General features: G+C 38.1%; 13 protein-coding genes. 7 read left to right on the forward strand and 6 right to left on the reverse strand.

Features of this window, described 5'->3' with window-relative positions:
* Positions 1-40 precede the first annotated feature (40 nt).
* From BLT95_RS12875 to ftsZ, 6 genes are read left to right on the forward strand one after another with little or no spacing between them, the layout of a single operon-like run.
* On the forward strand, positions 41-1,249 hold the full coding sequence (locus BLT95_RS12875) for an FtsW/RodA/SpoVE family cell cycle protein (RefSeq protein WP_089666555.1): 1,209 nt from the start codon (positions 41-43) through the stop codon (positions 1,247-1,249).
* On the forward strand, positions 1,246-2,349 hold the full coding sequence (murG, locus tag BLT95_RS12880; protein ID WP_089666556.1) for an undecaprenyldiphospho-muramoylpentapeptide beta-N-acetylglucosaminyltransferase: 1,104 nt from the start codon (positions 1,246-1,248) through the stop codon (positions 2,347-2,349). Before BLT95_RS12875 ends, murG begins: the two co-directional genes overlap by 4 nt.
* Positions 2,350-3,708, forward strand: a complete 1,359-nt coding sequence (gene murC, locus BLT95_RS12885; RefSeq protein ID WP_089666557.1) for a UDP-N-acetylmuramate--L-alanine ligase — start codon at positions 2,350-2,352, stop codon at positions 3,706-3,708.
* Positions 3,698-4,414: a hypothetical protein gene (locus BLT95_RS12890; RefSeq protein ID WP_089666558.1), complete on the forward strand. Its 717-nt coding sequence runs from the start codon at positions 3,698-3,700 to the stop codon at positions 4,412-4,414. The genes murC and BLT95_RS12890 overlap by 11 nt, the downstream gene beginning before the upstream one ends.
* 3 nt (positions 4,415-4,417) lie before the next feature.
* Positions 4,418-5,770 carry a cell division protein FtsA gene (ftsA, locus tag BLT95_RS12895; RefSeq protein ID WP_089666559.1) on the forward strand — a complete coding sequence of 451 codons (1,353 nt, stop codon included), beginning with the start codon at positions 4,418-4,420 and terminating at the stop codon, positions 5,768-5,770.
* A 28-nt stretch (positions 5,771-5,798) separates the two neighbouring features.
* Positions 5,799-7,796, forward strand: coding sequence for a cell division protein FtsZ (gene ftsZ, locus BLT95_RS12900; RefSeq protein WP_089666560.1), 1,998 nt, complete (start codon positions 5,799-5,801; stop codon positions 7,794-7,796).
* A 65-nt stretch (positions 7,797-7,861) separates the two neighbouring features.
* Here ftsZ and BLT95_RS12905 read toward each other — a convergent pair whose 3' ends face one another.
* The 4 genes from BLT95_RS12905 to BLT95_RS12920 form a co-directional block, all read right to left on the reverse strand.
* On the reverse strand, positions 7,862-8,068 hold the full coding sequence (locus BLT95_RS12905; RefSeq protein ID WP_089666561.1) for a hypothetical protein: 207 nt from the start codon (positions 8,066-8,068) through the stop codon (positions 7,862-7,864).
* A gap of 68 nt (positions 8,069-8,136) precedes the next feature.
* Positions 8,137-8,625: an inorganic diphosphatase gene (locus BLT95_RS12910; protein WP_231896371.1), complete on the reverse strand. Its 489-nt coding sequence runs from the start codon at positions 8,623-8,625 to the stop codon at positions 8,137-8,139.
* A 110-nt stretch (positions 8,626-8,735) separates the two neighbouring features.
* The gene (locus BLT95_RS12915) at positions 8,736-9,293 is read right to left on the reverse strand and encodes a hypothetical protein (protein WP_089666563.1); all 558 of its coding nucleotides are present in this window, start codon (positions 9,291-9,293) and stop codon (positions 8,736-8,738) included.
* 18 nt (positions 9,294-9,311) lie between these two features.
* Entirely contained in the window at positions 9,312-10,832 is a 1,521-nt protein-coding gene (locus tag BLT95_RS12920) for a helicase HerA-like domain-containing protein (protein WP_089666564.1), read from the reverse strand.
* Between the two features lie 141 nt (positions 10,833-10,973).
* Here BLT95_RS12920 and BLT95_RS12925 point away from each other — a divergent pair, with 141 nt between their 5' ends.
* On the forward strand, positions 10,974-12,113 hold the full coding sequence (locus BLT95_RS12925) for a serine hydrolase (protein ID WP_089666565.1): 1,140 nt from the start codon (positions 10,974-10,976) through the stop codon (positions 12,111-12,113).
* 4 nt (positions 12,114-12,117) lie between these two features.
* Here BLT95_RS12925 and BLT95_RS12930 read toward each other — a convergent pair whose 3' ends face one another.
* Both BLT95_RS12930 and BLT95_RS12935 read right to left on the reverse strand, forming a co-directional pair.
* Complete coding sequence (locus tag BLT95_RS12930) at positions 12,118-13,173, reverse strand: LD-carboxypeptidase (protein ID WP_089666566.1); 1,056 nt, start codon at positions 13,171-13,173, stop codon at positions 12,118-12,120.
* Between the two features lie 16 nt (positions 13,174-13,189).
* On the reverse strand, positions 13,190-14,554 hold the full coding sequence (locus BLT95_RS12935; protein WP_089666567.1) for a D-alanyl-D-alanine carboxypeptidase: 1,365 nt from the start codon (positions 14,552-14,554) through the stop codon (positions 13,190-13,192).
* Between the last annotated feature and the right edge of the window lie 77 nt (positions 14,555-14,631).

The raw sequence follows: 14,631 nt of genomic DNA on the forward strand, positions 1-14,631 counted from the left end.
TGTAACAAGTTCAGCTTAACGTTCAAAGAGAAAGAATTAAATGAGCAATCTTTTTGCAAATCTTAAAGGAGACAAAGTGATCTGGGCAGTAGCCGGACTGTTGGCAATATTTTCATTTTTGCCGGTTTACAGCGCCAGTAGTAACCTTGCTTATCTCCATGGCGATGGAAGTACTTCCGGGTATCTGGTGGTACACTTTTTCCATTTGCTTTTAGGATTTTGCGTATTGTTCGCAGTTCATAAAATACCCTATCATTATTTCCGCGGAATCTCCATTCTGCTATTACCAGTAGTGATATTGTTGCTTTTGTTTACAATCGCACAGGGAACCACTATAGATGGTGCTTATGCCAGTAGGTGGATTCAAATTCCGGTATTAAATGTATCATTTCAGTCGTCTACTTTAGCTGCTGTAGTGCTTATGGTCTATTTGGCCAGGTATTTATCGAAGATCACTGAAAAGACAGTGACTTTTAAAGAAACAATTCTTCCACTCTGGCTGCCTGTTTTCGTGGTATTAATATTAATTTTGCCGGCCAATTTCTCCACCACGGCGATCATTTTTTGTATGACGCTGGTGTTGATGTTCTTAGGAGGATATCCAATAAAATACTTAGGTGCAATTGTAGGTGTAGGGATCGTGATGCTTAGCATTTTCATTCTTACAGCTAAAGCATTTCCCGGACTTTTACCCAACAGGGTAGATACCTGGACCAGCAGGATTGAAACTTTTTTTGATGATGAAGAGGGAACAGAGCAATATCAGGTTGAAAAGGCCAAGATCGCAATCGCTCAGGGAGGAATCACAGGAACCGGAATTGGAAAAAGCGTTCAGAGAAATTTTTTACCACAGTCATCTTCAGATTTTATTTACGCCATCATCGTAGAAGAAATGGGATTGATAGGTGGTTTTGGAGTGATGCTTGCATACCTGTTATTACTGTTCAGGATCGTGATTGTGGCTACCAAGGCCAATACAGTCTTTGGGAAACTCGTTGTAATGGGAGTTGGTTTACCGGTGGTCTTTCAGGCATTAATTAATATGGGTGTCGCGGTAGAATTATTTCCGGTAACAGGACAAACGCTTCCGCTGGTTAGTAGCGGGGGAACATCGGTCTGGATGACTTGTATTGCACTTGGAATTATTTTGAGTGTAAGCGCAAAAAGAGAAGAATTAAAAGAATCTGAAAATTCAGAAATAGAAGGTGAAGGAGAAAATCCTCTGGACATCTTAAGCGAAGCGATATGAAAAAAGGTTTACGCGTCATATTATCTGGTGGTGGTACAGGAGGGCATATTTATCCTGCGATCGCTATTGCTGATGAGGTAAAAAGAAGATATCCCGATGCCGAGATCCTTTTTGTTGGTGCTCAGGACCGCATGGAGATGGAAAAAGTTCCACAGGCGGGTTATGAGATTGAAGGGCTTTGGATAAGTGGAATAGACAGGTCTTTCAGTCTTAAGAACTTTATTTTTCCTTTTAAATTAATGAGCAGTCTTTCTAAATCCAGAAAGATCATTAAAAGTTTTAAGCCAGATATCGTTATAGGAACCGGTGGCTTTGCCAGTGGTCCGCTTTTAAGAGTTGCGACTTCCAGGGGGATTCCAACCTTGATCCAGGAGCAGAATTCCTTACCAGGTGTTACCAATAGAATTCTATCAAAAAATGTAAGTATAATTTGTGCGGCTTACGAAAATGTGAAAAATGTTTTTCCTGCCGAAAAGACGATTATTACAGGGAACCCTGTGAGACAGGATCTTTTAGAAGTAAAGCAAATAAGAGATGAAGCTTTAAAGCATTTTAAGCTTTCCAGGGATAAGAAAACTGTTTTGGTGCTTGGAGGAAGCCTGGGTGCAAGAAGAATGAACAAACTCATCGAGAATCATCTAAAGAAATTTAAAGATGAAGATGTGCAACTCATCTGGCAGATCGGTAAACTTTATTTTGATGAGTATAAGAAATATGCTTCTGCAAGTGTTAGAGCTAAGGAATTCATAAATAGAATGGATTATGCCTATGCAGCTGCAGATGTGATCATATCAAGAGCTGGAGCGGGGAGCGTTTCTGAACTTTGTGTTGTGGGAAAACCGGTTTTATTTATACCGTCTCCAAATGTGGCTGAAAACCACCAGGCAAAAAATGCGATGGCGGTAACAGATCATGATGCGGCTTTGATGATCACGGAAGATGAATTGACTGAAAGATTTGAACTTTGTTTTTTTAGTCTGTTAAAAGACGAAAGAAGAATGAAGCGTTTTGGAACAAATATTAAAAAACTAGCGTTGCCAAATGCTACTTCAGATATTGTGGACGAAGTTGAGAAATTGATAAACAAGAAATCAAAATAATTGAAGGATCTTAACCACATAAAGCATTTTTATTTCATCGGGATCGGTGGAATTGGGATGAGCGCACTTGCCAGGTATTTTAAGGCAAAGGGCTCGTATGTGGCTGGTTATGATCGCACGTTAACAGAGTTAACTAAAATCCTGGAGCAAGAGGGGATCGAAGCTAATTATAAGGATGATGTGAGTTTAATTCCTGAAAACATTCTTAATAATCGGGAAAATACACTCATTGTTTATACTCCGGCAGTGCCAAGAGATCATCAGCAATTAGGAATGCTTAAAGAGCAAGGTTTTAATGTCATTAAAAGAGCGCAGTTGTTAGGTCTGGTAACAGATAAAAAGCAATGTCTTGCTGTTGCAGGAACTCACGGTAAAACCACAACTACAGCCATTCTAGGCCACTTATTAAAAGAAACCGGAGCTAAAGTAACTGCTTTCTTAGGCGGAATTAGTGAAGATATTCAGTCTAATTTGATCACGCAGGGAGATGATGTTATTGTGGTGGAAGCTGATGAATTTGATCGCTCATTTCTTAATCTGTCACCAAATATTGCGGCGATCACTTCTATGGATGCAGATCATCTTGATATCTATGGAGATAAATCTGAATTGGAAAAATCGTTTAAGGAGTTTGCAGCTAAAGTTCCGAAAGATGGAAAACTCTTTGTGAAAAGTGGATTAGTCATAAGTGGAAGTAGTATTGGAATAAATGATAACAGCGATTTTTCAGCTGAAAATGTTAGAATTGAAGACGGTTCTTATGTTTTTGATCTGAAAACTCCTTCAGAAACTATAAAGAATTTAAAATTTAATCTGCCCGGCAAACATAATTTGCTAAATGCTATAACAGCCCTGGCAATGGCGATCGAGTACGGAACCCCAACCCACGATCTCACCAGGGCTTTATATAGTTTTAAAGGTGTTAAACGCAGATTTAGTTATAAGATAAAAACGGAGAATCTGGTTTTAATTGATGATTATGCACATCACCCTACTGAAATTTCAGCAGTGCACCAGGCAGTTCGTGAGATGTACCCCAATAAAAAGGTTTTAGCGGTTTTTCAACCCCACTTGTTTAGCCGTACCCGTGACTTCGCTGAAGATTTTGCCTCAAGCCTTTCAGATTTTGATAAGGTATTCCTGTTGGATATATATCCCGCAAGGGAATTACCCATTGAAGGGATTTCTTCAGCATGGTTACTGGATAAAATAAAAAATTCTAAAAAAGCACTTGTACAAAAAAAAGACTTGCTTAAAATGATCAAAGCTGAAATGGCTGAAGTCGTTGTAATGATGGGAGCAGGAGATATTGGAGAAGAAGTTGAAAATGTAAAAAAAATGTTGTTACATGAAGCGTAGTTTAGGGTACATAAAGGCTTTCGTTCTAGTGGCAATTGTTGGTCTCCTGTATGGGTTTGCTGAAAAACGACATAAGTCGCGAAATATCAGCGAAGTAAAGGTGGAGTTTACTGATAGCGAAAATCTCTATGTGACTGAGGAAGTGGTTAATAAATTGTTAATACAAAATAAAGCGACTGTCTCGAGCATAGATAAAGAAACTTTAGATTTGAATAGGGTGGAATCTCTTTTAAATGAACACCAAATGATTGAAAATGCGGAAGTTTACCTCACACTCGATGGTAAGCTCGAAGCAAAAGTAAGTCAGAGAAAGCCGATAGGCAGAGTAGTTGGGAATTCATCGTTTTATTTGGATAAGAATGGGGAGATCATGCCGCTATCTCAGTTTTATTCGGCAAGAGTGCCTTTAATGTTCGGTTTTGATGGTTCTAATGTTTCAAAAGCATATAGCATCATAGATTATATAAAGAAAGATGCGTTCTTAAAAAGACATATTACCGGTATTAACCGGTTAAAAGGTGATAAATATACGCTTGATCTAAGAGAGCAGGATTTTGAACTGTATTTTGGGGATTCAGGCAACGTGGCTTTAAAATTCAACAATTTCAAGGCCTTTTATAAAAAAGCACAAAAAGAAGAAAAGTTAGATACCTACAAAAAAGTGAACCTACAATTTGGCGACCAGGTTGTATGCACGAAAAAATAGTTTATGGAACAAAACGATATTGCAGTAGGATTAGATATTGGAACAACAAAGATTGTGGCTATGATTGGCCGCAAGAATGAGTATGGCAAGGTAGAGATCATTGGGATTGGAAAATCTAAATCTCTTGGTGTACATCGAGGTGTAGTGAATAACATTACGCAAACCATCCAGTCTATCCAGCAGGCAATACAGGAAGCGGAAGCCGATAGCGGTTTAAAGATTAGTGAAGTAGTGGTTGGAATTGCGGGACAGCATATTAGAAGTCTTCAGCACAGTGACTATATAACCCGTCAGAGCCCTGATGAAGTGATAGATGCAGATGATATTCATACGCTTTGCAACCAGGTTCACAAATTGGTGATGTTGCCTGGAGAGGAGATCATTCATGTGCTTCCGCAGGAATTTAAAGTAGACGGTCAGGCTGAAATTAAAGAGCCTATCGGGATGTATGGTGGGCGGCTTGAAGCCAATTTTCACGTGGTCGTGGGCCAGGTCTCTTCTATTAGAAATATTGGAAGATGCGTAAAAAGTTCCGGACTTGAACTTTCAGCAGTAACCCTGGAGCCATTAGCATCAGCAAATGCGGTCTTAAGTCAGGAAGAAAAAGAAGCTGGAGTTGCGCTAATTGATATTGGCGGTGGTACTACCGATCTGGCCATTTTCAAAGACGGAATTATTCGCCATACAGCTGTGATCCCTTTCGGCGGAAATGTGATCACTGAAGATATTAAAGAAGGATGCTCGATCATTGAAAAGCAAGCTGAATTATTGAAGATTAAATTCGGTTCCGCATGGCCGGGTGAAAATAAGGATAATGAGATCGTTTCAATTCCAGGATTACGAGGAAGAGAACCTAAGGAAATTACCTTAAAAAATCTCTCAAAGATCATTCATGCTCGCGTAGTTGAAATTATTGAACAGGTATACCTGGAGATCAAGAATTACGGGCATGATGAACAAAAGAAGAAATTGATCGCTGGCCTTGTATTAACAGGTGGTGGTGCACAATTGAAGCACATCAAACAGCTGGCTGAATATATCACGGGAATGGATACCAGAATTGGTTATCCTAATGAGCATTTAGCCGGAACAACAGATTCAGAAACTACAAGTCCGGTTTATGCTACCGCCGTAGGATTAGTGATGAATAGCCTTGAAAAAGGAAATAGCAGATTTCAGGAAGAGGCCGTGCTGTCAGAAAAAAGCCCGGTAGAAGATTCCGGAGAAAATGAAGAAGGGGATCAGTTTTATGAAGAAGCTGATCTGGAGGAACAAACCTCGAAAAAAGTGGCCCGAAAAAGCATTTTTGATAAGTGGGCAGAGAAATTCAAAGATTTTTTAGATAACGCAGAGTAATAAAGATACAACCAGTAAAACAGAGTTTATGAGCAGTACAGAATTTGGAGACATCTCATTCGATTTACCTAAGAATCAATCGAACGTCATCAAAGTGATAGGAGTAGGCGGTGGAGGAAGCAATGCCATCAACCATATGTTCCAGTTGGGAATTAAAGGGGTTGATTTTGTTGTTTGTAATACCGATTCCCAGGCACTAGAGAACAGTTCGGTTCCAAACAAGATTCAATTAGGTGTGACCCTTACCGAAGGACTTGGAGCAGGAGCAAATCCCGAAATTGGGGAAAAAGCAGCAGTAGAAAGTTTTGAGGAAATCAAACAAATGCTGGATTCTAACACCAAGATGGTTTTTATAACTGCCGGAATGGGTGGTGGTACCGGAACCGGGGCTGCGCCAATCATTGCCAAGCAGGCCAAGGAACTGGATATCCTTACGGTTGGTATTGTAACGATTCCTTTTCAGTTTGAAGGGAAAAACAGAAATGAACAGGCACAATTAGGGGTTGAAAGACTACGCCAGAATGTTGATTCTCTAATTGTGATCAATAATAATAAGCTTCGTGAGGTTTATGGAAACCTTGGTTTTAAAGCCGGTTTTTCAAAAGCTGATGAGGTCCTTGCCACAGCTTCCAGAGGTATTGCAGAGGTAATTACGCATCATTACACGCAAAACATTGACTTGCGGGATGCGAAAACCGTGCTTAGTAAAAGCGGTACTGCAATTATGGGGTCTGCCCAGGCTTCAGGAGCCAGCAGGGCTACAGATGCTATTATGAAAGCTCTTGATTCTCCGTTATTAAACGATAATAAGATCACCGGTGCCAAAAATGTTTTACTGCTTATTGTATCTGGCAACGAAGAGATTACTATTGACGAAATTGGGGAAATTAACGATCATATTCAGGCGGAGGCTGGACATTCTGCTAACATTATTATGGGTGTTGGTGAAGATGAATCTTTAGAAGATGCGATTGCCGTAACTATTATTGCTACTGGTTTTGATGTAGAACAGCAAAACGAGATCACTAATACTGAAACTAAAAAGATCATCCATACACTGGAAGATGAGCAAAGGGCTGAGCAGGATTTAACTACTAAGAAATCTGCCCCTATTTCACAGGTGACCAATGCACCTGTAAATGATAATCCAAAGAATGAATTGCAATTTGACGAGCCTGCAAAGGATGAGAAAATAGTTCATAAGCTGGATGAGTCTGTGGAGGAAGTTGACGAAGTGGGCAATATTCATAAGAAAGTAGATGATGTTCTTAAAACGCCAGATTTCGCTCGTAAACTGGATGTGACTTATGAAGAAGTTGATCCTGAAGATTTCATTATTAACGATACAAATGAAGATGCTGGTTCAATGGAAGTAAATGAACCTGAAGAGACCAAATCTGAAAGTGAAGATCAATTCATGTTTACTTTTGATATGCCAATGAACAAGGAAGAAGAAAAGCCTGCTTCCACTGAAAAGTCTCAGGAAGTAACAAGGCATCATCTTGAAGAGGAGGAGATCAAAGAGGAAGCGAAGAATATTAAAGTCAACGAAGCGGTAGAGATCGTTCCGGTTACTGAAAGTTCTGCCCAGGGAATCAAAAGATATAGTCTTGACGATTATATGGAAATGGAGCAGAAGCTTGAAAATTCTAAGGCTCCTAAGAAAGAAGAAGTGAAAGATGAGACTATCGCTTTTGAAAAGAAAACCGTAGCTCCGGCTCCTGAAAAGGAAAATACGGGTGACGGCCATGATCCTTTCGATAATCCTATTTCTTCTGAAGTGGTAAGACAAAGAACCGCCGAGCGGAAGGCGAAAATGAAGGAATTCAATTATAAGTTTAGAACCGGAGGATCAGCTCAAATAGATGAGATCGAGAAACAACCTGCTTACAAGAGAGCAGGTATCGAACTTGATAATTCAAAACCTGGAGAAGGTAAATTATCCCGTACCAGTATAGATCAGGATGAAAATAATGATCTGCATTTTAGAAAGAACAACTCTTTTCTACACGATAATGTAGATTAATTTTAACCTAGCCACGAAAAAAGGCTGCCAATTGGCAGCCTTTTTTTATTAAGTAAAATTAAATACTATGAGTTCTGGCTCTTTGCCTGAACTTCATCGGTGTCTTTTCTGTATTTTAACATTGAAATTCCGGCAACAAAGAATACGAAGCCTAGGATAGTAAGCGCCCAGGGGCTGAGCATTAATGCTACACTGCCAAAAATTCCTAATACACCCATTACAAGTGCAATTGCACCTCCAATAAGCATAATCATTGCTAAGATTTTAATCATATCTAGTATTATTGGTTATAAAATAAAAGTAATTAAAGAATTGAAAGTAACATGAATATTAACAAATTTTACAATTCTGCATGATTTCGTAATATCTTATTTTCAGTTTCCTTTTCGTCAGCCCAGCCCTGTATTTCAGTTTTATCTGCAGGATCGTAATTTGTAAACCAGCTTTCCAGAATATTCTTCACTGGTTCGTATTTTTTAACGAAATCTTTAAAAGTTTCAGCATCGATCGTTCTCAGTTTGGGGTCTGCAGGAATAGCAATTACTTTAAAATCCTCCTCATCTGCATCAATCAATTTAAGCATACCAATGGGAATTATTTCTATAATTTCGCCGGAAGGGATGGTAGAGCTAAGCACCATTACATCCAAGGCATCCCCGTCTCCTCCTTTTTTTGGATCTGAAAAGGTGGAAGGGATAAAACCATAATTGGCTGGATAGGCTAGAAAGTCAATTGTTCTTTCTTTCCCTTCTCTCAAAGATGGCTTAAAGACTTTAGAGATCTTATCATACTCGATTTTAGAATTGGTCCCAGCCGGGATCTCTATCACTGCCTGATAATACCCGTTTTTGGATTTAAGATCTGTGTTGAGATAATCTATTGACGATTTGCACCCGATAAATAAACATAGGCATTAAATTATCAAAAGATATCTCATGGTTAATTCCAGTAGATCATAAAGTATTTGATCTTGGCATCATCCGGTATCTGGGAAGCCATGATCTTACTATCGGTATCATACCTTAGGTTGGTAGGTAATTGATTTTTATCTATGGTAATGTATGCGTTTATTTCGTCCAGAAATACCACTGCAGAGTTTATGGTATTTTCAATTCTGGAGATAGTATAATTTTCTACAACCTCCTTAAAAGTACTTTTAATGTTTATTCCATGTTTAGTTTCATATCGTGGATCCAGAATCCTGATGTAGCCTATAGTACTCGTTGAGTCAAACTCCTGTAGAGGTTCCAGACTCATCAAAGCCTGCCCGTCTTCGCTAAAAATCTTGATCTCATCTGTTGAACGAAATTCCTGCGGACCGCTGGTTTGCCTTACTATACTGTCTCCCTGAAAAATTGAATCTAATTGATTTATCTTAATATCTTTTTTTAGGGGGCCAACCTGGGTAGGCGAAATAAGAAATGGATTTTCTTCATCACTGGTACAGGATAATACACTAATACATAAACCAATAATCAATAAAGCTCTTTTGTACATTTTAAATGGTAGAATTTTTTATTTTAAAAATTTGTTGAGTATCCCCATTACTCCTCTTATAAAGGTCGCGCTGGTCAATACTTTTATAATGGCTCCCTCGGTGCTTTTTGTTCGACGGCGGGAACTGGTTTTCGTTACTTCTTTTCTTTCTTTTTTAGCCTTTTCTTTTGCTTCCTCTTTTTCTGCAATTTCAATTTTCTTATTCAGAATTTCGTAAGCACTCTCTCTATCAATTTCCTGATTATATTTTGGAACAAGATCAGAGTTTTTGATTAGGTCCTTTAATTCCTTATCGGTAAGGATATCCATCCTGCTCATAGGTGCTCTAAGCATCGTCGCAACTAGCGGAGAAGGTCTTCCTTTTTCATCTAATGCAGAGACTAAAGCCTCGCCTATACCTAACGCAGTAAGCATGTTTTTGGTATCGTAAAATTCTGATTCCGGATAATTTTCCGCAGCTAGTTTTATCGCTTTCCTGTCTTTAGCGGTGAAAGCTCTTAAAGCGTGCTGAACTTTTAATCCTAGCTGTCCAAGTACTTCTTCAGGAACATCAGCAGGATTTTGAGTCACAAAATAAATTCCAACTCCCTTAGATCTTATCAATTTTACGATGCTTTCAATTTGATCTAATAATGCATCTGAGGCCTCGTCAAAAATAAGATGAGCCTCATCTATAAATAATACCAGTTCCGGTTTATCCATATCTCCTTTTTCCGGAAATGTGGAATAGATTTCAGCAAGCAGGCTTAACATAAAAGTTGAAAATAGTTTGGGCCTGTCCTGGATATCTGTAAGTCTTAGGATATTTACGAAACCTTTACCCTCTCTTGTCTTTCTAAGAAGATCGTTTACTTCAAAACTTCGCTCTCCAAAAAAAAGATCGGCGCCTTGTTGCTCCAGAGCTACAATTTTGCGCAGAATAGCTCCTGTGGATGCTGAAGAAATCCTACCGTAATCTTTTTCAAACTCCTTTTTCCCGTCTTCAGTTGAATATTGAATGATCTTCTTGAGATCTTTAAGGTCTAATAAGGGCAGCTGATTGTCATCACAATATTTAAAGATAATAGCTAAAATTCCAGATTGTGTTGCATTTAAATCTAATATTCTGGATAATAAAACAGGGCCAAATTCACTCACAGTTGCTCTTAGCCTTATTCCATCCTGGTCTGAGAGGCTTAAGATCTCAACGGGAGATTGCCGAGAGGTAAATGGGAAGTCGAGTTTATTGTGTCTTTCTGTAATAAAATCTTTTTCCTCCGCAGGTTGTGCGATGCCACTTAAGTCTCCTTTTACATCCATCAATAATACAGGAACCCCTTTTTCTGAAAGATTTTCAGAAATGATCTGTAGTGTTTTTGATTTTCCTGTACCGGTAGCCCCCGCGATCAAACCATGACGGTTCATGGTTTTTAGTGGGATTTTTACTGCTGCTTCAGAATGTACATTTCCATTCAACATCCCGGCACCTAAATAAAGATAATCGCCTTTTGTGGTATAGCCTTTTTTAATTTTTTCAATGAATTGTGCCGCTTTGTCCATTAATGCTAAGTTATTATAAAAATGATAATTCAAAAGAATAAAACAATCCACTTCTGTAAAGAGAAGAAAATTGTTTTAATTTAAATATAGGCTTACTTTTATAAATATCAGAATATGATCTAAAAGACTATTTTTATAAGAATGAGAAAATATCTACTTCTTCCTTTACTAATAGTGCTTATTGGTGGCTGCGGTTTAAGGAGGAACCTACTGAAACAAATTTCGGTTTCTGAAGACACAAAGCTTGCGCCAGTATTTCAAAATGCCGAAAAGTATGAACTTCAGATCATGTATTCCAGGATCATCAAAAAAAATGGGGGAGTTGAATTCCATGATTATAAATACCGGGTAGATTCTGAAGCTTATTTTTATCCCGCCAGCACCGTTAAATTACCTATTGCAGTTCTAAGTCTTGAGAAACTTAATGAATTAAATACGGAAGGAGTGAAAATTGACAAAAATACAAGCTATTATTTGGAGAGTGATTCGGTAGAAAACAGGATCGAGGATGATATAAAAGCCATTTTCGCAGTAAGTGATAATGAGGCTTACAATCGTTTATTCGAGTTTTTGGGACAGGATTATATTAATTCCAGAATGAAAGCAAAAGGCCTGGCGTCAATTCGTATCTCTCACAGATTTTCTGGTGAAGGTTCTGGTGACACCCTTACCCGTCAAATGATTTTTAAAACTGAAGATGGAGATTTTGAATTACCCGTCACGAATAATGCAAAGGCTGATTCACTGGAAATATATGATGTAATTAAAGGAAAGGCCTATATGAAAGAAGGGGAAAAAGTAGATGAACCTTTTAGTTTTGCCCTGAAGAATTATTTTCCGGTCGAAACTCAACATAATCTGATGAAGAGACTTTTCTTTCCGGAAGTCTTTGAGAAATGCCAAATCTTTGATCTTACAAAGGAAGATAAGATGTTCCTTAAAGAAGCAATGTCAAATTTACCAAGAGAACTTGATTATGATGAAACCAAATTTTATGATAGCTACGGAAAGTTCTTTATCTACGGTGATTCAAAGGAAAGGATTCCTGCACATGTAAAAATTTATAACAAAGTGGGCTATGCCTACGGCACGCTAACCGAGACTGCTTATATTGAAGATGAGAAAAACGATATTCAATTTTTACTTACAGCGACTTTACTCGTAAATAAAAATGAGATTTTTAATGATAATATTTACGAATACGATAACATAGGAATCCCTTTTCTGGCTGAACTGGGCAGGCAGCTCTACCAAAAAGAATTGCTTCGGCGTAAAAATTAGACATTTACTTCACCGCTGGAGACAACATTGTGATAGTGCCTTTAGAAGCATTGAGCTGAATCTCCAAACCATTCGGGATGGTGGCATTGTCATTAATATGCCCGATCATTGCTCCAGAATAAGCCGGGATATTCAATGGTTTAATATAATGATCTATAACTTCTTCAAGAGTTAACGAGCCATAACCGCTTCCGCCGGGATCGCAATCGGTACATTTTCCAAAAACAAAACCACTGATCTGTTCAAATACACCACCTAAATATAACTGGGACATCATTCTGTCAACGGCATAGATCTTTTCACCTACATCTTCCAGGTACAGGATTTTTCCTTTCCAGTCTTGTGGGAAATATTCAGAACCCATAATTCCGGTAAGTACAGAAAGATTTCCACCAAGAAGCTGACCCGTTACCGTTCCTTCATTTATCACTCTGATTCGATTTTTGGTTTGAACAAGCTCATCCCCTTTATTTTTTGGGTTTTCGTAGGTGATCGCTTCCTTTTGAAAAAGAAGACGCTTTAAATAGTCATAGCTAAAGGAATTCCAGCTGGATACTGCCACCGGCCCATGGAAAGTTATAAGTCCCGTTTTTTCGAAAATGGCCATGTGTAATGCTGTAATATCGCTATATCCAAGAAAGATCTTGGGATTGTTCTTTATTGCTTCATAGTCTAATTTATCCAGAATTCTTGCAGCTCCTGAACCTCCTCGCAAAGCGATTACCGCTTTGATAGAATCATCTCTGAACATTTCGTTGAATTCTTCAGCTCTTTCTTCATCGGTACCAGCCAGGTGGCCATAACGGTTCCTGGTGTTTTTCCCGAATTTTACCTTCAAGCCCATGGCTTCAAAAGATTCCTTTGCAATTTCATAGGGTTCCGACTCGAAAATAGCACTGGCGGGGCTTACAATCCCAATAGTATCCCCTTCTATTAAAGCTTCCGGAAGTAAGGTGTCACTACTTAACCTGAACTCCTTAAGACTATTGAATGAGTGTGTATTTAGCGGTAGTAAAAGTCCGCCAATCCCTATATTCTGAATAAATTTTCTTCTTTGCATTTGAGTAGGTTCTGTTTTAATAGTAGTCTCTTACCTGTTCCAGTATTTTGGTCATTCCTTCTTTTAATTCTGAAGTTGAAACCGTATAATTACTATTCATAAAGCTAAAAATAAGAATTCTTCCCTTTTTAGTGATAAGGAAACCACTTAGACTATGATTGTTTCTTAAAGTTCCTGTTTTGGCATAAATGTATGGTGTTTCAGCTTTATAGTAATTTTTTAAAGTTCCAGATTCGCCTCCCACGGCCAGTATTTTAAAAAGTTTTTCTGTAGGTATTTCTTCTTCTATTTTCTCGATCAGCCTTACCATCGATCTTGGAGTGAATAAATTATATCTGGAAAGACCTGACCCATCATACCACATTGGCTCATCTGGCAGATCCTGAAGATAATTCTCTTTCATGTAATCTATAGCGATACTTGTTTTTAAAGTATCAGATACTTTATCTGCAGCCATCAACAGGATTTGTTCGGCAATAAAATTATCACTTGCCTGCATCATTCTTTTGTAAATACTATCAGCAGAGACACTGTAAACTGTATTTTCCAAATCACTGCTTTTTAATTTGCCATGATAAACTTCTACGGGTTTATTAATTGTATCCGAAATGATTTCTGTTATAAGCTTGTGAGAGAAATTAAAAGGAATGTATTGAGTGAAATTTTCTTCTCTCTTAAAATCCTGGAATTCCATACTATTTGACGCAATATTTCTTTGGGTGTATTTATTTGTGGGATCTGTTGGATTTACCGATGCGATAGAATCCTGAAATAATTTAGGGTAAACCGTAGGAGTATTTGAACCTTTATTAAATTTAATTTCCAACAGGTTGCCATAAACGGGCAGGTCAATCTTTTCTGCAGAATAGTAAGAGTCGTAATCATCCCAGGCCCATCCAGAACCAAGTCGCTTTTCTTTATAAACGGGAGGAGCATAGAATAATTTGTATGCATTGTGTTTTAAAAAACCATGTACTTTTGATTCTGGCAGATGAGGATTAAGAAAAGAAGGGTCTCCTGTGCCTCTAAAAATTAAGCTGTCACCTTTAATGGTGTACTTCAGGGCCGGGATTGAGTCTCCTATGATTTTCAAACCTGTATAAAGTGTAAATAATTTAGTGTTCGAAGCCGGTGTAAAATATTTGTCCGCATCATGGGTATAGAGCATGCTATTCTCTGCGGGATCGTAAATAGCTAATCCAGTAAAACCTTGATTAAATACTCTTGATTCACGAAAATCTGCTTCTATTTTTTTGTTCGTTTTCTTTATTGCGGAACAGGAAGCGAGTATAAAGGAAATAAAAATAATTAAGGATAGTCTCTTAACAATTGTTGAGGTATATACGCTTGTTTTTAGGTTTTTAATCTGTAGTGATACCATGGTGTTAAGGCAGGTTTAGGGTATTGAATGTTGAAATATGGTTAATAATAATGAAATATTTTAATAAGGTAGTGAAC

The sequence above is a fragment of the Gramella sp. MAR_2010_147 genome, assembly GCF_900105135.1.
Lineage (GTDB): Bacteria > Bacteroidota > Bacteroidia > Flavobacteriales > Flavobacteriaceae > Christiangramia.